Source organism: Paenibacillus sp. HW567 (genome assembly GCF_000374185.1).
Taxonomy (GTDB): domain Bacteria; phylum Bacillota; class Bacilli; order Paenibacillales; family Paenibacillaceae; genus Paenibacillus_AQ.
This window is the reverse complement of sequence record NZ_KB910518.1, coordinates 4139460-4160111: the sequence shown is the minus strand read 5'-3', so window position 1 is coordinate 4160111 and position 20652 is coordinate 4139460. Positions and strand designations below refer to the sequence as shown.

Genomic DNA, 20652 nt, shown 5'->3' with positions numbered 1-20652 from the left:
TAGGGTTGAGTCGTACTGCGGGGACTGTTTGGACTTTCGGCCGCTGTTATGTTTGGATTTCCTGATTGTAACCGCGATTTGCGGTAGAAATCGAAACATAAAGGCGGACGCTACGCTCCTACAGTTCCAAACGTCCCCTCCGTACTTCTACCCTATTTTTTTATTTTAAAGTTCGCCTTATATGGGTGGGTGAGAATTATAATGACAAGAACAAAGATAAGAACAATGATAAGAGAATACACAAGGGAGGAAAAGAAAAAAGATGACTACACTTCGCTACGGCGTAGCATATTACGACGAATATATGCCTTACGAGAGGCTGGACGAGGATATCGCCATGATGAAGGCGGCGGGCATCAATACGGTCCGCATTGCCGAATCCACCTGGAGCACGCATGAGCCGCAGAATGGCGTATTCGACTTTACCTCCGTTGACCGGGTGCTGGATGCAATGCACGCTGCGGGGATTGCGGTGATTGTGGGAACACCGACTTATGCGGTTCCCACCTGGCTGGTCAAGGAGTACCCGGATGTTCTGGCTGTAACGCCAAAGGGACCGGGGAAGTACGGTGCGCGGCAGATTATGGACATTACGAGTGGAGCCTACCTGTTCCATGCGGAGCGGATTATCCGCAAGCTGATCGGCCGGGTCTGCAAGCATCCGGCGGTGATCGGCTATCAGACGGACAACGAGACCAAGCATTACGACACGGCCGGAGATAATGTACAGCTTCTGTTCGTCAAATATATGCGGGAGACCTTCGGAACGCTGGAGGAGATCAACAGCCGCTTCGGGCTGGATTACTGGAGCAACCGGATCAATAGCTGGGAGGATTTCCCTTCGGTAGTAGGCACCATTAACGGCAGCCTGGGGGCGGAGTTCGCCCGCTTTCAGCGTAAGCTGGTGACGGATTTTCTCGCGTGGCAGGTTGCGCTGGTGAACGAGTACAAGCAGCCGGGACAGTTCGTCACGCAGAATTTTGATTTTGAATGGCGCGGGCATTCATTTGGGGTACAGCCGTCCGTGGACCACTTTGCCGCGGCCCAGGCTTTTGATATTGCCGGTGTAGATATTTACCATCCCTCACAGCATGAGCTGACCGGTACGGAAATCGCCTTCGGCGGCGATATGACCCGCTCCCTGAAGCGCAGCAACTATCTGGTGCTGGAGACACAGGCCCAGGCTTTTCCCAACTGGACGCCTTATCCGGGCCAACTGCGGCTGCAGGCCTTCAGCCATCTCGCTTCTGGCGCGAACATGGTCGCCTACTGGCATTGGCACTCCATCCACAATTCGATAGAGACGTATTGGAAAGGGCTGCTCAGCCATGATTTCCAGCCCAATCCGGTGTATAACGAAGCGATCACCGTTGGCCGCGATTTTGCGCGTTTAACTGGGCAGCTTTATGGCCTGCGCAAGCCGAACAAGGTGGCGGTGATGGTCAGCAATGAAGCTCTGACAGCCCTAGAGTGGTTCAAGCTGCCGGACGGGCGGAGCTATAATGATGTCGTGCGCTGGCTGTATGACGGATTGTACCGGATGAACATTGAATGCGATTTTATTCAGCCGGATGATCCCGGTCTGTCCGCATACAGTCTGATCATCGTTCCGGCACTGTATGCGGTCAAGGGCGAGGCCCTGGAGCGGCTGAACGAATACGTGAGACGGGGCGGACATGCCGTGTACACCTTCAAAAGCGGATTCGCAGACGAAGTCATCAAGGTGCGCACAACGGTCCAGCCGGGCATCATCAGCGAGGCCTGCGGCATCGGCTACAGCATGTTCGTAACGCCGCATGAGGTGCGGCTGAAGAGTGAGCACGCCGCGGTCAGCGCAGAAGACAATCATGTGGAGTCGTGGATGGAGCTGATTACGCCGACGACGGCGGAGGTGCTGCTCCGCTACGATCACCCGCACTGGGGCGAGTACGCCGCAGTTACGCGTAACCGTTACGGACAGGGAACTGCGACCTATATCGGCTGCATGACGGGCAGAAAGATGGCGGACAGCATCCTGAAGTCGGCTGTGCAGGAGGCCGGATTATGGGGAGCCGACCAGGAGCTGGCTTTTCCGCTGATCGTCAAGACAGGCATTAATCAGCAGAACCGGAAGGTGCGTTACTACTTCAATTACTCTGACGCGCCGCAATCCCTTGTGTATCCGCATGGTCCTGCGGAAGAGCTGTTATCGGGACGGACAGTCGCGCCGAGGGACGAGCTTGAACTACCGGCTTGGGGACTAGTGATTCTGGAAGAACATGCGGCAACAGAGGGCGCTGATGAATAAGCTTTGGACATGTTAATGAATAAGCTCCGGATGCGCCCGAACCACAAAAGGGTTGCCTTTCGTTCCGTAATTTGCTAACATACGATGTAACATAATAATTGTTTTAAGTTTTCTAGGGTTCCGCAGCACTTTCAGGCTGGCAGGTCCGAGGGAAAACGCACGGAGTCAATATTCCGTGTCTACACGGAGGGATAAAAGCCCGGGAGGTATCGTCATTAGACGATGGCCTTCCGGGCTTATTTGTTTGCACAAGAGGAGGAGATTTGCAGATGAAGAACAACAGTACATGGATGAAAATCGCAGGGGCCGCCTGCCTGGAGGTTGCGTGGGTAACCGGATTGAAGCATGCTTCCGCTCCCTGGGAGTGGATCATCACGGAGCTGGCGCTTGTAATCAGCTTCTATACCATCTTCGTTGCCAGCTCCAGGCTGCCTGTAGGTACAGTGTATTCGGTATTTGTCGGACTCGGCACTGCGGGTACTGTCCTTGTAGATATGCTGTGGTTCGGCGAACCGTTCAAGCTGACTAAGCTGGTGCTAATATTGGTGCTCCTGACTGGGGTTATTGGCCTCAAGCTTATTACCGGAGATTCCCGGATGAAGGAGGTGTCATAACATGGCTTGGCTAATGCTGATCGCCGCAGGCTGCTTCGAGATGTTCGGGGTGGCTATGCTCGGCAAGCTGAATAGCGGGCGCACTTGGAAGACCTTCAGTTTGTTCTTGCTGGGCTTCGGAGGCAGTCTGCTGCTGCTGTCACAAGCGATGAAAAGTCTGCCGATGGGGACAGCTTATGCGGTATGGACAGGAATCGGCGCTTCCGGGGGAGCGGTGCTGGGCATGCTGCTGTATGGAGAAGGGCGTGACATACGGCGGATTATTTGTATCGTAATGATTCTCGGATCGGCTGTGGGCCTCAAGATATTAGGGTGAACATCTATGAACAGGTATAGCCCCGGACTAGTCTCTGGACAGTTGATCAATAGTTGAAATATGTACTGTTCGCCTGCGGCAGAAGCCTGATGCTCGGAACGCTGTCCATGAGTATTGCTGCGAACAAGGTCCAAAGACTTGGGAATAAGTGATCACAATTAAATTAAAAAAATGGACACTTGTACGATGTTTCGGAGGAGGCAACATGGTAAGTATATATGGTAGGTATATTAAGTTACCCAATCCATCGTAGAAGGAGACTTTCGCCAATGAATGCCAGTATATCTGATGCTACCCGCTTGCCGGATGGAACCTCTGTGCCGAGACTCGGGCAGGGAACCTGGAATATGGGTGACAGCGATGCCAGCCGGACCGAAGAAATCGCCGCGCTCAGATTGGGTGTGGAATTAGGATTGCAACTGATTGATACCGCCGAAATGTATGGGGAAGGGCGCTCCGAGGAGCTGGTCGGTGAGGCCATCCGGGGAATCCGCAACGAGGTGTTTCTCGTCTCCAAGGTATATCCGCATAATGCGGGAAAAGAACGGCTCACCCGTAGCTGTGAAGCAAGCCTGAAGCGGCTCGGCACGGATTATCTGGATCTCTACCTGCTGCACTGGCGGGGGAACGTTCCTCTTGAAGAGACGGTAGAGGGCATGGAGCAACTGGTAGCCTCCGGTAAAATCGCCCGCTGGGGCGTATCCAACCTGGATACGGAGGATATGCGGGAGCTGATGCACATCCCTGGCGGTGACCATTGCGCCACGAATCAGGTCCTCTATCACCTGGGCTCAAGAGGCATTGAGCATGAGCTGCTCCCTTGGCAGCGCAGCCACAACATTCCCGTTATGGCCTATTCTCCGCTGGCACAGGCCGGGACGCTCCGCAAAGGGCTTGCCGAGAATGAAACGGTGCAGGAGATTGCCCGGAACCACGGAGCGACTCCGCTGCAGGTTATGCTGGCCTGGAGTATCCGTGAAGGCAATATGATTGCCATTCCCAAAGCCTCCACCCGCCGGCATGTTGCGGAGAACGCGGCTGCGGCGAAGATCCGGCTTAGCAATGAGGAATGCTGGAGGCTCGATGATGCTTTTCCGCAGCCTTCCTGGAAGGTGCCGCTGGATATGCTTTGAGATTGGTTTGGGTAGAAGGGGCTGTCCCATCGCGGGGGCGGCCCTTTTATTTTGGTCCGGAACGGCCGCGGAGTGATAAACATCAGCATTCCTGCTGATCCGTTATGGACATGCCAATAATGTTAGATTAAGTTTGATTTTATAACTAAAAATAAAATAACAAAATAAATTAAGTATCCAAGTCCCATCTTGCAATTTATAATATAGTAATTGTTGTATAACATGTTTGTAGGCTTGCAGCAGCAGCGGAAGCTCTCCACTTCATGCTAACAAGAATAACAAGATTAACAGGAGGTTACTGATTGTATGACCAAGATTCAATTTCCGCAGGATTTCACTTGGGGGGCCGCCACAGCCGCCTATCAAATTGAGGGTGCCTACCAGGAGGACGGACGCGGGCTTTCGATCTGGGATACCTTTTCCCGCATTCCGGGCAAGGTTGTTAACGCCGACAATGGCGATACCGCTTGCGACAGCTATCACCGCTATCCTGAAGATATTGCGCTGATGAAAGAGCTGGGCATCAAGGCATACCGGTTCTCCATCGCCTGGCCGCGTATTTTTCCGCAGGGAACGGGCGAGGTGAATCCGAAGGGTCTGGCGTATTATGAGGATTTCGTCAATATGCTGCTGGAGAATGGCATTGAGCCTGTCTGCACGCTCTACCATTGGGATTTGCCGCAGGCGCTGGAGGATCAGGGCGGCTGGAGCAACCGCAGCACCATTGATGCTTTTGAAGGATATTGCGAGACGGTGTTCAGAGCCTTTCATGGCAAAATCAAACAATGGTACACGATAAACGAGCCTTGGTGCGCGTCTTTTCTCTCTTACTACTACGGCGAACATGCCCCGGGCAAAAAAGATTTGCAGACTGCCCTCGACGTAGCGCATCACCTGATGGTGGCCCACGGCAGAGCGGTACGAAAATTCAGAGAGCTGGGGATTGACGGCGTAATCGGCTACGCGCCGAATGTGACCTGGATGGAGCCATACAGCACCCGCCAGGAGGATATCGAAGCCTGCAGACGGCAGACCGGCTGGTTCCTGGAATGGTTCATGGACCCGGTATTCAAAGGCGAATACCCGTCCTTCCTGGTGGAATGGTTCGAGGCGGCCGGAGCGAAGCTGCATATAGAGGAAGGCGACATGGCGCTGATCAGCGAGCCGATTGATATTCTGGGCATCAACTACTATAACGGAACTGTGGCCCGCCACGACAGCGAAGCCGGATTGATGCAGCTTAGCACAGTTGACGTGGGGTACGAGCATACGGACATTGGCTGGCCGATCTACCCGCAGGGCTTCTACACTGTTCTCAGCCGCATTCATGAATTGTATGGAGATATCCCGATTTATATTACGGAGAATGGCGCCTGCTATAATGACGGACCGGTGGACGGTGTGGTGGCGGACCAGAAGCGGATTGATTTTATTCATAAGCATCTGATTCAACTGGAGCGCTGCATAACTTCGGGCATTCCGGTCAAAGGCTATTATTCCTGGTCGCTGATGGATAATTTTGAATGGGCTTATGGCTACACCATGCGTTTCGGTCTGATTCATGTGGATTATACTACGCTGGCAAGAACGAAGAAAGACAGCTTCTATTGGTATCAGGATACGATTCAGAACAACGGCGTTCATATTTAAAAAGAAGCAGGGACTACAAACACAATAAAAAACGGGCGGACCGGGAAGTATATTCCTGATCCGCCCGTTTTTCTTCCAAAGAGTACAGCAGCCGGGTCTAGCTGTTCTCCAGTATCGTCTGCAGGGTGGTGCGGTCCAGCCCTTCCACCAGCTTGATCAGCAGCTCCTTCGCAGCGGCATAATCATCGCTGTGGATGATGGAGGTGGCTGTATGGATGTAGCGCGAGCAGATGCCGATCACTGCGGACGGCACGCCGATACCGCTGACATGCACGGCGGCGGCATCCGTCCCGCCCTGGGAGACGAAATACTGATATTTGATCTTGTGGGTCTCTGCCGTATCCTGCACATATTCGATCAGTCCCCGGTGAGTGATCATCGTCGGATCGAAGATGCGCAGCAGAGCACCCTGACCGAGATGGCCGAAGGCCTGGCGGTCACCGGTCATGTCGGCGGCGGCGCTGGCATCAAGGCCGAAGAAAATATCCGGCTGCAGCAGATTTGCCGACGTCTTCGCGCCGCGTGTTCCTACTTCCTCCTGCACGGTAGCCCCGGCGAAGACGGTGTTCGGCAATTTTTTGCCGTGCAGCGCCTTAACCAGCTCAATGGCGAGTCCAACGCCATAGCGGTTGTCCCAGGCCTTGGCCATAATCTTCTTCGGATTGGCCAGCGGGGTGAACGGGCAGATCGGCACAATCTGCTGCCCCGGAGCCACACCGAAGCTTTGCGCTTCTTCACGGCTGTCCGCACCGATGTCAATGTACATTTTGCGGATGTCGCTTGGCTGTTTCCGCTCTTCGTCGCTCATCAGATGAATGGGGGTGCTGCCGACAACGCCGGTGAGCGTTCCTTTGGGCGTGATGATCTGCAGCCGTTGTGAGGCAACGGCTGCCCCAAGCCAGCCGCCCAGCGGCTGGAACCGGATCATGCCAGTGTCCGTAATGCCGGTAACCATAAATCCGACTTCATCAAAATGTCCGGCTACCATAATCTTCGGTCCATTGTCTTCACCGCGCAGCACGCCGAACAGGCTGCCCAGCCGGTCTTGTACGAATTCATCGGTGTAAGGGGACAAGGCATCCTTGAAGTATGCACGCAATTCGCGCTCGAAGCCAGGGGCTGAGGGGAATTCAGTCAATGTTTTGAACAGGTCGAGTGTTTCTGGATTCATTTACATATCTCTCCTTTACTAACAACTAGTATGAACATTGTCGCCCTGCTTGTCCATGATTCCGGTGCAAAATGAACACTGGGCACTACCTCTGCGAATACTATGCAATAGTGGCCCTGCTTGCAGGGGCTCTGGAAAGGAAGCGAAGCGAATGAGGGGAGCAGAAAGCATGCCCAAGACGGGAATACACGGCTTCTCCAGAAGTGTGCATGTCCGCAGAATGCAGAGATACCGCCGCCGGTACAGCCGGGAGCAGGAAGCTGTGCTTATTATCGTTCTGTTCTTGCTGCTGATCTTTGTACTGCTGTATTTTTCCTGAGCTGGGGGAGACATAACACGGCGGCATACGGCAAACAATAAGATTAACTTTTAACAAAGTAATCCGAAAGGGAACCAATCTGTGCTGAAGCACAGGCTTGAGGCTCTTTCCCATCCTGTTCAGGAGGTGTTCCCGTTTGCCGTCAAAAACTAAAAAGTCGGGTGTCAAGCTTCGGCTTGACACCTTGACTCCGAAGGATTATGAAGATTTGTCCAAGCCTTACGTCCCTTCCCGCCCTGTATTCAAGAACTGTGTCCGGGCTTTTCTGTCGGGCGGTCTGATCTGTGTGATCGGACAAGGTGTCCAGGAGGCCTTTATGGCAATTTTTAATATGACCTCCAAACAAGCTGCAAGCCCGACGGTTGCCGTGATGATCCTGATTTCCGTGATCCTGACCAGCTTTGGCGTATACGACAAAATCGCTCAATGGTGCGGTGCAGGCACTGCGGTTCCCGTTACGGGCTTTGCCAACAGCATGTGCTCCGCAGCGCTCGAACACCGTGCGGAAGGGCTGGTGCTCGGAGTCGGCGGGAATATGTTCAAGCTGGCCGGCTCTGTTATTGTATTCGGGGTGGTTGCCGCTTTTGTCGTTGGCGTTGTGTCTGCCATCATGGGCTGGGGAGGTGCGCATTAAATTATGAAGCAGCTTGGCAGCCAGACCTGGCAGTACACGACCCGCCCTGTTATTCTCGGCTCATCTGCGGTTGTAGGGCCGGAGGAGGGGGAAGGGCCCCTGACCTCCGATTTTGATTTTATTTACGATTCATTGAAAATGGATGAGAAGACGTGGGAGAAGGCTGAGCGCGCTCTTTTCGAAAAAGCCGCAAAGCTCGCGCTGATCAATGCGGCGGTGGAGGAGGAGAATCTGGAGTTTTTTGTCGGCGGTGATTTGATGAACCAGATTATCAGCAGCTCCTTCGCCGCCAGACAATTGGGTGTGCCTTATTTGGGGGTATTCGGAGCCTGCTCCACTTCGATGGAGAGTCTTGCTATCGCTTCGATGATCGTGGATTCCGGCGGCGGCAAATATGTGCTTGCGGGAACGTCCAGCCATAACTGTACGGTAGAGAAGCAGTTTCGCTATCCAACCGAATATGGCTCCCAGAAGCCTCCAACCGCCCAATATACTGTGACCGGCTCGGGATGCGCCGTGGTCGGACGTAATGACGGCTCCTCGGAGGGACCGCATGTTGTCATGGCGACAATGGGCCGAATTATGGATCTTGGGCTTAAAGACCCTTTTAACATGGGTGCTGCAATGGCTCCGGCGGCTGCGGATACCATAACCGCTCATTTCCGCGATACGGGCTTATCTCCCGGATATTACGATTTAATTGTAACCGGAGACCTTGCTTCTGTGGGCCTGCCGATTGCCAAGGAGCTGTTAGCTAAGGAAGGCATTCCGATGGAGCAGACAACGTTCCATGACTGCGGTCTGCTGATCTATGATCTTAATAAGCAGAAGTTCGTAATCGCCGGAGGGAGCGGCTGCGGCTGCTCTGCGACAGTGACGTACGGGCATATTCTCAAGCGGATGAAGAAAGGTGAACTGAAGCGGGTGCTGGTGGTCGCCACCGGAGCTTTGCTGTCACCCTTGTCTTACCAGCAGGGGGAGACCATTCCGTGCGTGGCTCACGCCGTGGCCCTGGAGATGGGAGGTGAGGGGGCATGATTTATTTATGGGCCTTTCTGGTCGGGGGGGCCATATGTGTCATCGGCCAGTTGATGTTTGATGTGCTGGCGCTGACACCCGCCCATACCATGAGTACGCTTGTAGTGCTGGGAGCGATTGCCGACGCTTTCGGGCTATATGATCCGCTGGTGAAATTTGCCGGCGCCGGCGCCAGCATCCCGATTACGAGCTTCGGGAATTCCCTCGTGCACGGAGCGCTGACCGAACTGCAGCGTGACGGCTGGATTGGAGTAGTCACAGGGATTTTTGACGTGACCAGTGCGGGAATTTCGTCCGCTATTGTGTTCTCGTTCCTGGCGGCACTCGTTGTGCGTCCCAAGGGCTAGAAGCAGCGGTCCCGCTGCGCTGTATGTTTCATTAAGAAGGCCGCCGTCAGGCGGCTTTTTTTAAAATATAAGGATTTATCTGTTTTACGCCATAAATCATCCCTTTATTTCTCGTTGAAATATTAGGTTTAAAAATAAAATAAACTTAATTATTGTTAAAAACCTGTCGAATAATGACGATATAGAAGTGAGAAAATAGGTTTCATATACTATGACGGGGGAAGTGCGAGAGTGCAAAATCAAAGACTGACAGAAATTATTTGGATGCGAAACAAGATTATTATCAGCGTCTTCTGGGCTGTGGCCGCGATTGGCGTGATACTGGCCTTTCAAGAACCGGATTTGTGGACAACCAGTGCGGTTGCAATTCCGCTTAACGCTGTTTTAACTGTGCTTAACCTGAAGAAGAAGGGAGTCCGTGTCATTCCGTGGGTGTTCACCGGCATTCTTACATTATTATCGGTTTATTTGAACTTGGAGACTGTTAGTATTCCAGTAGCGGTCCTGCTCTGCTCGATACTGCTTTTTTACCCGAGCTATGAATATTTTGCGGCCGCGGCTGTTGCGAATGCTATCAATATATTTGTTCAGCTTCAAATGGGGCATTCGGGAACCGGCGCTGCTTCAACCTTGTTGGACTATGTAGATTTACTGGTCGTGTTTGTTATGATCAGCGCCGTATTGCTGGGTGTATCCTTGCTGAACCGCAAATTGTTTCTTCAAATTGAGCAGCATCGCAATAAGGTGGAGGCTTCCGGCGAGCAGGTCGAGTATCTTTTGAACCGTGTAAAAACGGCAGTGGACGGCCTGTTTGCCTTTACGGGCAATTTCAAAGAAGAAGTAGAGATGGTGGAAGCCATCACAAGTGAAGTAGTCATCGGCTTCCAGGAGGTGTCCAAAGGCATTGAATACCAGGCAAGCAGCATTGCGGACATTACGGAATCAATCTCGGTATCGGATCAGCACATCCGGGATGTGGCGGGCTATTCGCAGGAGATGAAGCTGTTGTCTGCGGAAACGGCGGGAGCCAGCGAAGCGGGAAGCGGGAATATCTCCATACTGACGGGGCAATTTGCCGAGCTGCAGGAAGTGATGGACAGCACCTCGCAGCAGATGCAGGAGTTCTCTAAGCGCAGTCGTGATATGCATGAAATGCTGGAGGGAATTACACAAATCTCGCGGCAGACCAATCTGCTGGCATTGAATGCTTCTATTGAAGCGGCCCGCGCTGGAGAGCATGGCAGAGGGTTTGCCGTCGTAGCGGGAGAGGTCCGCAAGCTTGCCGAGAACTCCGGGCAGACGGCCGACTCGATCAGTGAGGTGCTGGGCAGTCTGCAGCAGGAGACAGAAAAAATCATTGCGCAGTTTGAACACAGCCGTGACATTCTTCAGATCGGTACCGAATCTGTGCAAAATACTGAGCAAACGTTCAAGTCCATCCAGTCCAATGCCCACAAGGTGCTGGCGCAGGCCGGGGATGTGGAGCAAAGCTCATCGGGTATGAAGCATTTCTCCGAGAAAATCGTTACCGAAATCACGGAATTCTCCAGTGTTACGGAGCAATCCAGCGCCGCCACGGAAGAGATTCTGGCTGGTGTGGAGGAGCAGCGCCATATGACCCATCATATGGTGGAGAGCTTCAAGCAGCTTGAAAGCCTGATTGTCAGCTTGAACGAGCTTGTCTCTGAAAAAGCAAAGTAAACCTATTTAAGCTGAACTTAAAAACATCATAAAAAAGGTAGGAGTGCGGCCGGAAGTCCAAACATTTCCCGCAGTTACGGCCAGACCCCAATATGAAAATCCTAAGTTCAACTTAAATAGAAGAAAACTCCAGATAAGCCGGATGCTGCTTGGATTAAGGCTGTGCTAATGCGCGGATGGTCTTGATCACCAGCTCCGGCTCATCATGAATAACCATGTGGCCGCTTTGCTTCGCGACAATCAGCTCGCTGTTGCTTGAAATCTTAAGCATCTCTCTTTGGCCGGCCTGCCAGATGGCCTCCAGCTTGCTGCCGCTTTCGGCGGAGATGCCTACGGATGGATAGTCCTGAGAAAGTCCGCGGGCAATAACTTTTACGGGAAGATCGCCTAAATGTTGACCGCGGATGGCATCCTCTGTCGATGAGGCCAGCTTGGCTTCTTCTTCTTTCGCTGTAAAAAAGCTTGATTTGGCAATAACATTGATAAATTCCTCGCGGTCCTCCTTGGCCACTAGCCCTTCCAGAAGCTGATTGCGGAACAGCCTTAAAGCGCCTGAGTTCTTCAGCAGACTCAGCAGAGCTGCGGGCGGATTGCCGCTGAATTTCTCCTGCTCCAGAATTTCCTTCGTGTCCCGTTCATCATTTTCCGGTCTTGCGTCAATCAGAACAAGTCCGCTCACCTCATCGGGGTAGGTCTGTGCGAACAACCGGACGTACATTCCGCCGAGAGAATGGCCTACCAGCAGATAAGGACCTTTAATTCCTTCATGTTCAAGTGCAGCATGCAGCTCGTTCACAATATTGCTTCCCGTTCTTTCCACGGTGGCTGCCTCGCTCCAGGCATAACCTGCCCGGTCATAGCTGACTACCGTGGCGAATTTGGCCAGCTCCTGCGGGATGTCACGCCAGGAGAGGCTGGTCTCCCCGCTGCCCGCTTCAAGAATAATGGCAGGTGAACCGGTACCCGCCTGATTGATATGGAGCCGGTAACCGCCCACATCCACCAGCTTGCCGGGAGGCGGATAATCCTGAGCGGCTTGCTTGGAGGCAATCCATTCATAGAAGAAGCCGGAAGTGAGAATGAGGGCAATTGCGAACAGCAGGGTGAGTAAGATCCGTTGAATCTTTCTTTTGACGGGGGAAGCTTGTTTCCTTGGCACTTCTGGGTACGCTGCATTCATTGTTGTCTAATCTCCTTCTTTATTTGGTACATTGTATTATAAAAATCATTATAGCACGATGTATTATAAAAATAAAATCAGGTATAATGGAACCATGCCAAAAATTGTTGATCATGATAAACAGAGACTTATCGTCGCGGAAGCCGCACTGCGGATCATTCAGGAATCCGGTCTTGAACAGGCTACTGTCCGCAATATCGCCAAGGAGACCGGGCTGTCTGTCGGCTCCATGCGTCATTATTTCAGCTCGCAGGTGGAGCTGTTTGCCTTCTGTATGAATCTGTACGTGGAGCGTATAGAGCAGCGGGTTCAGGAAATGACCTTCGAGGGGCCTTTGCTGGAGGATTTAAAGAACGCATTATTGCAGTTTTTGCCGGTTAATGAGGACAGAATCAAAGAAATGGAGGTCTGGTTTGCCTTTAACTCCAAAGCGTTAGTCCATCCGGAGCTACAGCAGCTATCCAGTGAAATGCAAAAGAAGCTGTATAAGGCCTCGCGGGATGTTGTTCAGACACTGATCGACAGCGGCCTGGCCAGAGCGGGAATAAAGGCGGAGCTGGAAGCGGAGAAGCTGTATGCCCTGGTAGACGGACTTGCTTATCATCAGCTTATGCAGCCGGGCCGGCTCTCTCCGGAGCAGCTTGAGGAGATCGTTGAGCAGCAGTTGGGCACATTGTGCCACAAGTCTGAATGATTCGGGGGAAAAGCCATTTATGGCTTTTTTTGCTTTTAAATAGTTTCAGAGGAAGTTGACTTCCATAAAAATGTACTTTGGGGTCTCTGATCATGTAAAATATAATTATTCTGCTTATTCTGACATAGGAGGTTCACCCTATATGCCCGTACGTCAAGAATCCATGCAAATTATGAACGCTGTCCGCAATAATCTTGAATCCTGCATTCTAGGTAAAACATTTGAAATAGAGCTGCTCCTTACCGCTCTCCTTGCCGGCGGTCATGTCCTGATTGAGGATGTGCCGGGGACGGGCAAAACCCAACTGATACGGGCGCTGTCCAGATCCATGTCCGGGGAATACCGCCGGATTCAGTGCAATCCCGATATTCTGCCAAGCGATATTACCGGTGTGTCCGTCTATCATCCGCGCGATGAAATGTTTCATTTCCGCCCGGGTCCGGTCATGACAAATATTCTGCTTGCCGATGAGATTAACCGGGCCACAACCAAAACGCAGTCTGCGCTGCTGGAGGTCATGGAGGAGCGGAATGTAACGGTGGATGGCGAGACCTATCCGCTTCCGCATCCGTTTATGCTCTGTGCGACGCAGAATCCGATTGATTTCGAGGGTACCTACACGCTGCCCGAAGCCCAGCTTGACCGCTTCATGCTGCGGATCAGCCTTGGCTACCCGGATAGCGAAACCGAGAAGAGTCTGCTCCTGAGCCATCAGGAGGGCCAGCCGGTGGACAGGCTGTCTCCCGTGACGGGCATGGAGCAGATTGCTGCCATTCAGGAGGAAATCCGTTCTGTCTATATCAGCGATCCGGTCCTGAACTATTTGCTGGATGTGGTGCGCCAGACCCGGGAGCATCCGCTGGTGCTGCTGGGGGCAAGTCCCCGGGCCTCCTTGTCGTTCATGATGGCCTGTAAAGCGTATGCTTTCCTGCAGGAGCGTGATTATGTGCTGCCCGATGATGTGAAGATTCTGACACCCTATGCCCTGGGGCACCGCATTCTGCTGCGGCCGGAATCGCGTCTGGACAACGTTAGTGTGGATTCGCTGCTGCAGAAGCTGCTTCAGAGTATTCACGTACCAGTCACGATGAGGCAGTAACATGAAAAGCTATCTGTCTGAGGCGGCGGCTGTCATCCAGCCCAGGAAGTTCGCCGGTATACTCGCAATTTGGGGCATTACACTGCTGTATGTGCTTTTTCAGGGCGGCAAAACCTCCTTCATGCTGTTTATTATGGTTACTGTATTGCTGCTGTACCTAATTATCGGGGGTCTGGGCGGGGTACGCCGGGCCAAAGGCACACGCAGCCTTTCCTCTGAGCAGGACAAGCCTGATTTAATATATGCGGGCGGATATCTGCGGGTGAAGCTGAACATCACGATTCCGGGCTTCCTGCCGTTGCCGTACGTAGTAGTCAGAGAAATTCTGAAACGCCATAACGGCGAATCCTGGGTATTCGAGGAGAGTCTGGTTCCCAGCCTGAAGGGGAGGGGAGAGCTGCTGTTCCAGACTCCTGCCCTGGAACGTGGTCGTTATACCTTCGAGGGAACGGATATCCTTGCCGAGGATATCTTCGGACTTGTGGAGCATAAGGGAACCTTTCTGGCAGAGGGACAGTTCCGTGTGCTGCCCCGCGCGGTGTTCGTGCCGCGCTGGCAGCTCTATGAGCGGAGGGCGCGGCTGGCCGGACCTCAGGCGTCACTGGTTCCGTCGCGGCGGGAGACGACCCAGATCAACGGGGTCCGCGAGTACGTCTACGGCGACCGGATGTCCCGTATTCATTGGAACGCAACCGCCAAGACAGGCGACTGGAAGTCGAAGGAGTTCGAGCATGAGTCCGTTCCCAAAACAATGCTGATCCTGGACGGGAGCGCTGCGGCCTATGCCAGTTCCAGCCAATTCGAGCTGGCGGTTTCGATTGCGTCCTCGCTGCTGGGATTCGGCATCCGTGAGCGGATCGGCATCGGCCTGTGCTGTCTGGACAAGAACACCAAGGTATTCAGCCCGGCTGAGAGCGGAGCGGAACGCCAGAAGATGAACCAATATCTGATTGACATCAACGCCGAAGGCCGGGGACCGCTTATATCCAGATTGGAGAAGGTGCACCGTATGCTCCCCAAAGGCTCGTATTTTGTATTGATCAGTCCGCAGACCGGCCAGCCCGTGCTGGAGGTGCTGCGCTGGGCGGAGAGCCGCGGAATGACTCCCTCCCAGATTCATGTACAGGGTTCAGCAGCGAAGAACCGCACTCAGGAGTGGCTGGATGTGCTGAAATCACGCGGTGTTACAGGCTGCAGCGTGAATTCGCTCCAAGAGCTCCCTGCGGTGCTTGGAGGTGACAAACGGAAATGATACGCTGGTGGAATGGCATTAAATCATCCTGGCACCATTCTTTCGGCCTGCTGTGGCTAATGGTTATAGCCCTGCAGTGGGTCTCGTACACAGAGCCCTTCTGGCTTGAGGAGACTACTTCAGCAGTTCTGCTTACACTGGCGGTGGCAGCGGTCATTGAAATCCTTTTACCCGTAAAACTGATCTATCGCCTGCTTCTCGAAGCCGCGGCAGCGGTCTATCTGACCTACCGCATGGTGCTTCATTATGGGGGCTACGTCCCTAATCCTTGGCTGCAGACGTTACGCGACCGGGTGCAGGAGATGCTCTCCAATATGACACCGTATATCTGGTTTGCCCTTGGGGCACTCGTTCTGCTGTTGCTGTCATCCTGGTGGGTGACCTCGAAACCGCGGATTCTAATGTTTATTGGTATGAATATTGCCGCGTTTGCGGCGCTGGACTCTTTTACTACTTCAATTCTTTGGCGGGAAGTAGCCTGGACGGTATTTGCCGGCATGGGCTGGCTCGTGACCCAGCATCTGCGCAGCTTCCAGTTGCATTATCCCCGGGGCTGGACCTATCTGCTGAAGTATCCGCTCAAGGTGGCAGTTAATGTTGCTATTATTTTTTCCCTTGTGATTATTACCGGCGTGAACATGCCCGAAGTGCGTCCGACGCTGACTGATCCCTATACCGCATGGCAGGAATGGAAGGGGGGCGGGGGCGGAGGTACCGCCTCCGGTACCTCCGGCGTGGCCGACAGCGGGACCAGTACAACTTCCTCGGGGGGCACAACCTCCGGCTACAGTACGGATGACAATAATCTGGGCGGGGGCTTCAACTTTGATTATTCCCCGATTATGACCGTTAATTCGGATATGCGGACTTATATGCGCGGGGAGACCCGCAGCATGTATTCAGGCTCAGGCTGGATTGATGATGACACCATCAAACGGGGGCCGTTTGTGGGGGCTCAGGTGGGTCAACTGCTGGAGCAGAAGGTTGCATCCAAAGTAGAGACCCGGGAGCTGAAGATCAGCGTGAAGCTGCTGGGGAACAATTCGTATCCGGTCCTATTCGGCGGATATTCGATTTCAACCGTGAACTCCATCAATGGCGAAGCTGCCGGCAGCGGCCTCTTCTGGAGAAGCGAAGGCAGCGAGCTGTTATGGAACACAGCTTATCCCCGGGAATATGTGCTGACCTCGCAGGTCCCCGTTGTTCCCGTGGACGAACTGAACAAGATGACCTATGAACAACTGTACGGCCGGGAAGAAATTGACGACCAGTATCTCCAACTGCCGCAAAAGTTCCCGGAGCGGGTTAGAGCTCTGGCGCAGGAGGTAACGTCCCAGGGAAAGACGCCTTATGAGAAAATATCGCTTTTACAGCAGTATTTGCAGCAAACCTTTCCCTATACCAATCAGCCGGACCTCTCGCGCCGCAAAAGCAAGGATTTCGTGGAAAGCTTCCTGTTCGAGGTTATGGAAGGGTATTGTGATTACTATTCCACTGCGCTGGTTACGATGGCCCGCTCCCTGGATATTCCGGCCCGCTGGGTCAAGGGTTATGCGCCAGGCGAGCAAGCAGAGCTTCCCGACAATATCGCCATGCAGCAGGGAGCTGCTATGCTTAACAATAACTATACGATTACGAATGCGGATGCCCATTCCTGGGCTGAGGTTTATTTCGGAGAGTACGGCTGGATTCCGGTTGAGGCTACGCCGGGCTTCAATACGCCTCTGCTGACGCAGAGCCAGGAGACAACGCCGGAGAATGCGGCCGTTCCGGAAGAAGAGACCAAGCCGGAGCAAGCTGATGTGAATAAGGGTACGCAGGAGCAGGGATTTCATATGGGAGCCTGGATAGTGGCGGCAGCTTCGGCTGTGCTGCTGTCATGGCTCGGCTTCCTGCTCTGGCACTACCGGATGAGCCTTCGTTTCATCCTTGCGCGGCTGCGCTACGGCCAGCCTTTGTCGCCGGTGCAAAAAGTTGAGGCGGAAACGGCGCGCTGGGTAAGGTATGCCCGCAGGAAGGGCATGCTGAAGGAAGAGCATGAAACGCTGCGCGAATCTGTGGACCGCTGGAGACAGGAGCGTCCGGCTTCTGCCGGCAATCTCTCGGCGCTGCTTGAAATGTTCGAACGGGCCAAATACAGCCCGGAGGTTGTTGAAGACAAAGACTGGCGCAGCGTGTATACTGAAGCTTTGCGGCTTCGCCAGAGCATAAAGTCCGGCAAATAAAGCTATGCAGCAAAAAATACAGGCAGCCGGTTCATTTGCGAAGCGCATAGAGTATGATATAGTTTGTCGTATGAAATCGAGGTGAACGTATTGTTTGAAAGATTAATGCCCAAACTCCGGGTGAATACGGTATTTGATATTGCTCTCGAGGAGCTGTACGCCCGCGGATACCGGGGCATCATCACGGATCTGGATAATACGCTGGTCGGCGCCAAAGCGCCTCTGGCTACCCCGGAGCTGATTTTGTGGTTCAAGAAGGTGAAGGAGCTTGGCTTCAAGCTGATCATCGTGTCGAACAACAACATGAACCGGGTGTCACGCTTTGCCGTGCCGCTTAATATTGAATATGTGCATCAGGCCCGCAAGCCGAAGAGCACTCCGTTTCTAAAGGCGATGAAGCAGATGGGGCTTACACCCGAGCAGACGATTGTGGTCGGCGACCAGATGCTTACCGATATATTCGGCGGCAACAGGCTGGGACTATATACGGTGCTTGTGCTGCCCATCTCCGTCAAGGATGAAGGCATCGGTACAAGAATCAACCGCCGGGTAGAGCGGATCGCTCTGACAAGGCTTCGCAAGCAAGGATTGTGGCATGAGGAGGATAAATTTAAATGAATCAAACGAAAGAGGATCAGCGCCCTGTGAACTGCAGCGGCTGCGGCATCAAGCTGCAGACCGCGGACAAGGAGCTTCCGGGCTACATCCCGGAGGTTGCCTTTGAACGGGAGCCCGTCATTTGCCAGCGCTGTTTCCGCATTAAGAATTACAATGAAGCTTCTTCGGTTTCCGTGGATCAGGATGAATTTCTTCGTTTGCTGAGCGGAGTAGGGGAGAAGAATGCGCTTGTGATTCATATTGTCGATCTTTTTGACTTTGAAGGCAGCCTGATTTCAGGCTTGCAGCGGTTTGTCGGCAATAACCCGGTTATTCTCGCAGTGAACAAAGTAGATTTGCTGCCGAAGGTGACGAACTGGAACAAGCTGCGGAACTGGATGCAGCAGCGCTGCAAGGAGCACGGCCTGCGGACGGCGGAAATTGTGCTATGCAGCGCAAAACGCAATCAGGGCTTTGACCGCCTGCTGGAAGCGGTGAGCGAGCTGCGCGGACAACGCGATGTCTATGTCGTAGGCGCTACCAATGTGGGCAAGTCCACCCTGATTAACCGCCTGATCTCCGACTACAGCGATCTGGAGGAGGAGCTTACAACTTCGCGTTATCCGGGGACGACCCTGGATATGGTGAAGATTCCGCTGGATGACGGCCACTATATTATTGATACGCCGGGCATTGTGTATCCTTGGCGTTACAGCGAGCTGGTGGAGCGCAAGGATCTGGGGGCGGTAATGCCGGAGAATCCGCTGAAGCCGGCGGCATACCAGTTGAACGAAGGCCAGTCGCTGTTCTTCGGCGGATTGGGACGGTTTGATTTTGTGCAGGGGGCACGGCAGTCCTTCACCTGCTATATCAGCGGCACGCTGAAGATTCACCGCACGAAGCTGGAACGGGCGGATTCGCTGTATCAGGAGCACCGCGGCGAGCTGCTGTCTCCTCCGGGAACCGCTGATATGGACAAGCTCCCGCAGTGGCAGCGCCATGAATTCCGTATTGGCCGGAACAGCCAGACCGATCTGTCCATCTCGGGTCTGGGCTGGATCAAGGTGAACGGAAGCGAAGGTGCGGTAGTGGCGGTCCATGTTCCGCGCGGGGTCAAGGTGCTGACCCGTCCGTCGCTGATCTGATCTTAGGAGGGCGGCGAAGCTGTGACAAGCGCAAATGGCAATGACATGAATAAGGATATTCTGCTGGGGGTAATGGGTGATCCCATCGCCCAATCCAAATCCCCCCTTATGCACGGAGCGGCGCTGAAAGCGCTGGGCATCCCGGGAGCCTATGTCCCGCTGCATATTGCGCCGGACCAGCTCAGTCAAGCGCTGAGCGCGATACGCACACTAGGGTTCCGTGGAGTGAACGTTACGATCCCGCATAAGGTTGCGGTGATGGAGTACCTGGACAAACTGGATGAAAGTGCGGTTGCCGTCGGCGCGGTCAATACAATTGTCAACGACAATGGCATTCTTACAGGATTCAATACGGATGGTATCGGATATGTCCGTTCCCTCAAAGCAGAAGCCGCACCGGACTTGTCCGGGGCCCGCATACTGGTCATTGGCGCCGGAGGGGCGGCAAGAGGGATTGTCACCGCATTGCTGCAGGAGAATCCTTCCGCAGTGCTTATCGCCAACCGGACTGCGGACAAGGCGAAGGAACTGGCTGAGGCATGCCGCGGCAAAGAGAAGGCCAGCGGAATTGGCATGAACGAGATTGGTGAACATATCGGAGGAATGGATATTGTAATCAATACAACCTCCGTAGGCATGTACCCCCATATAGATGAAACGCCGATTGATCCCGGATTGCTGCCTGCCGGTATAATCGTGAGCGATTTGATATATAATCCGTTGCGAACCCGGCTGCTGTCGGAGAGCCTTAAGCGAGGCTGCCGGATACACGGCGGGCTGGGCATGTTCGTCTACCAGGGCGCTTATGCACTTGAGTACTGGACCGGACGGACAGCACCGGTGGACATTATGCGTCAGACCATACTGGATTGCCTGGGCGGCAGCGCTGAATAAATACAAAGCAATTATATTATGTTAATTAAGGAGTTTGTTCATTTATGTTAACTGGAAAACAAAAACGCTATCTTCGCTCTTTGGCACATCATCTCGACGCCGTGTTTCAAGTCGGCAAGGGCGGTGTCAACGATCATTTGATCCGCCACATCGAAGAAGCTATCGAGAAGCGTGAGCTGATGAAGATCAGCGTACTGAACAATAACGCCGATGATCCGAAGGAAATCGGGGCCGCGCTTGCGGAGCAGTCAGGATCTGAACTGGTGCAGGTTATCGGCAAGACGATCATTTTGTACAAGGAATCACGTGACAACAAAACCATCGAGCTGCCGCGCTGAGGCGGAGCCCGCAAGCTT

Annotated in this window: 20 protein-coding genes and 1 riboswitch; of the genes, 18 read left to right on the top strand and 2 right to left on the bottom strand. The window is 53.5% G+C overall.

Translation table 11 applies throughout. The features are described 5' to 3' along the window. The first annotated feature begins 262 nt into the window (after nt 1–262). The 5 genes from B212_RS0118830 to B212_RS0118810 all read left to right on the top strand — a co-directional run bounded on the left by B212_RS0118830 (nt 263) and on the right by B212_RS0118810 (nt 6000). Nucleotides 263–2287 (top strand): beta-galactosidase, encoded by a 2025-nt coding sequence (locus tag B212_RS0118830; protein WP_019912543.1) that lies wholly within the window; start codon nt 263–265, stop codon nt 2285–2287. A 101-nt stretch (nt 2288–2388) separates the two neighbouring features. After that, nucleotides 2389–2495: riboswitch (guanidine-I (ykkC/yxkD leader) on the top strand. A gap of 61 nt (nt 2496–2556) precedes the next feature. After that, on the top strand, nt 2557–2901 hold the full coding sequence (locus B212_RS0118825; protein ID WP_019912542.1) for a DMT family transporter: 345 nt from the start codon (nt 2557–2559) through the stop codon (nt 2899–2901). A gap of 1 nt (nt 2902) precedes the next feature. Then, nucleotides 2903–3217: a DMT family transporter gene (locus B212_RS0118820; RefSeq protein WP_019912541.1), complete on the top strand. Its 315-nt coding sequence runs from the start codon at nt 2903–2905 to the stop codon at nt 3215–3217. Between the two features lie 269 nt (nt 3218–3486). Then, a complete protein-coding gene (locus B212_RS0118815; protein WP_019912540.1) occupies nt 3487–4350 on the top strand; it encodes an aldo/keto reductase in 864 nt (287 codons plus the stop codon). A gap of 306 nt (nt 4351–4656) precedes the next feature. Further along, complete coding sequence (locus B212_RS0118810; protein ID WP_019912539.1) at nt 4657–6000, top strand: GH1 family beta-glucosidase; 1344 nt, start codon at nt 4657–4659, stop codon at nt 5998–6000. Between the two features lie 97 nt (nt 6001–6097). On the opposite strand, the gene B212_RS0118805 is transcribed toward B212_RS0118810, so the two are convergent. Further along, nucleotides 6098–7171, bottom strand: coding sequence for a M42 family metallopeptidase (locus B212_RS0118805; RefSeq protein ID WP_019912538.1), 1074 nt, complete (start codon nt 7169–7171; stop codon nt 6098–6100). 151 nt (nt 7172–7322) lie between these two features. On the opposite strand from B212_RS0118805, the gene B212_RS34600 reads away from it, so the two are divergent. From B212_RS34600 to B212_RS0118780, 5 genes are all read left to right on the top strand, one after another. After that, nucleotides 7323–7490 carry a hypothetical protein gene (locus tag B212_RS34600; protein ID WP_019912537.1) on the top strand — a complete coding sequence of 56 codons (168 nt, stop codon included), beginning with the start codon at nt 7323–7325 and terminating at the stop codon, nt 7488–7490. Between the two features lie 184 nt (nt 7491–7674). Next, nucleotides 7675–8124 carry a stage V sporulation protein AC gene (gene spoVAC, locus B212_RS0118795; protein WP_442950119.1) on the top strand — a complete coding sequence of 150 codons (450 nt, stop codon included), beginning with the start codon at nt 7675–7677 and terminating at the stop codon, nt 8122–8124. 3 nt (nt 8125–8127) lie between these two features. After that, nucleotides 8128–9162, top strand: a complete 1035-nt coding sequence (spoVAD, locus tag B212_RS0118790) for a stage V sporulation protein AD (RefSeq protein ID WP_019912535.1) — start codon at nt 8128–8130, stop codon at nt 9160–9162. Further along, on the top strand, nt 9159–9509 hold the full coding sequence (gene spoVAE / locus B212_RS0118785; RefSeq protein WP_019912534.1) for a stage V sporulation protein AE: 351 nt from the start codon (nt 9159–9161) through the stop codon (nt 9507–9509). Before spoVAD ends, spoVAE begins: the two co-directional genes overlap by 4 nt. Before the next feature lie 231 nt (nt 9510–9740). After that, nucleotides 9741–11210 (top strand): methyl-accepting chemotaxis protein, encoded by a 1470-nt coding sequence (locus tag B212_RS0118780; protein WP_019912533.1) that lies wholly within the window; start codon nt 9741–9743, stop codon nt 11208–11210. A 154-nt stretch (nt 11211–11364) separates the two neighbouring features. On the opposite strand, the gene B212_RS0118775 is transcribed toward B212_RS0118780, so the two are convergent. Next, nucleotides 11365–12390, bottom strand: coding sequence for an alpha/beta fold hydrolase (locus B212_RS0118775; protein ID WP_019912531.1), 1026 nt, complete (start codon nt 12388–12390; stop codon nt 11365–11367). Between the two features lie 94 nt (nt 12391–12484). Between B212_RS0118775 and B212_RS0118770 the strand changes: the two genes are divergently transcribed. The 8 genes from B212_RS0118770 (at nt 12485) to yhbY (ending at nt 20634) form a co-directional block, all read left to right on the top strand. Then, nucleotides 12485–13084, top strand: a complete 600-nt coding sequence (locus tag B212_RS0118770) for a TetR/AcrR family transcriptional regulator (RefSeq protein ID WP_019912530.1) — start codon at nt 12485–12487, stop codon at nt 13082–13084. A 142-nt stretch (nt 13085–13226) separates the two neighbouring features. Further along, nucleotides 13227–14183 carry an AAA family ATPase gene (locus tag B212_RS0118765; RefSeq protein WP_019912529.1) on the top strand — a complete coding sequence of 319 codons (957 nt, stop codon included), beginning with the start codon at nt 13227–13229 and terminating at the stop codon, nt 14181–14183. A gap of 1 nt (nt 14184) precedes the next feature. Beyond that, nucleotides 14185–15435: a DUF58 domain-containing protein gene (locus B212_RS0118760; protein WP_019912528.1), complete on the top strand. Its 1251-nt coding sequence runs from the start codon at nt 14185–14187 to the stop codon at nt 15433–15435. Next, nucleotides 15432–17660 carry a DUF4129 domain-containing transglutaminase family protein gene (locus tag B212_RS0118755; protein ID WP_019912526.1) on the top strand — a complete coding sequence of 743 codons (2229 nt, stop codon included), beginning with the start codon at nt 15432–15434 and terminating at the stop codon, nt 17658–17660. Before B212_RS0118760 ends, B212_RS0118755 begins: the two co-directional genes overlap by 4 nt. Nucleotides 17661–17750: 90 nt before the next feature. Then, a complete protein-coding gene (locus B212_RS0118750; protein WP_028530922.1) occupies nt 17751–18278 on the top strand; it encodes a YqeG family HAD IIIA-type phosphatase in 528 nt (175 codons plus the stop codon). Further along, nucleotides 18275–19402, top strand: a complete 1128-nt coding sequence (gene yqeH / locus B212_RS0118745; RefSeq protein ID WP_019912524.1) for a ribosome biogenesis GTPase YqeH — start codon at nt 18275–18277, stop codon at nt 19400–19402. The genes B212_RS0118750 and yqeH overlap by 4 nt, the downstream gene beginning before the upstream one ends. Before the next feature lie 21 nt (nt 19403–19423). After that, nucleotides 19424–20296, top strand: a complete 873-nt coding sequence (gene aroE / locus B212_RS0118740; RefSeq protein WP_019912523.1) for a shikimate dehydrogenase — start codon at nt 19424–19426, stop codon at nt 20294–20296. Between the two features lie 44 nt (nt 20297–20340). Next, nucleotides 20341–20634: a ribosome assembly RNA-binding protein YhbY gene (gene yhbY / locus B212_RS0118735; protein WP_019912522.1), complete on the top strand. Its 294-nt coding sequence runs from the start codon at nt 20341–20343 to the stop codon at nt 20632–20634. Nucleotides 20635–20652 lie beyond the last annotated feature (18 nt).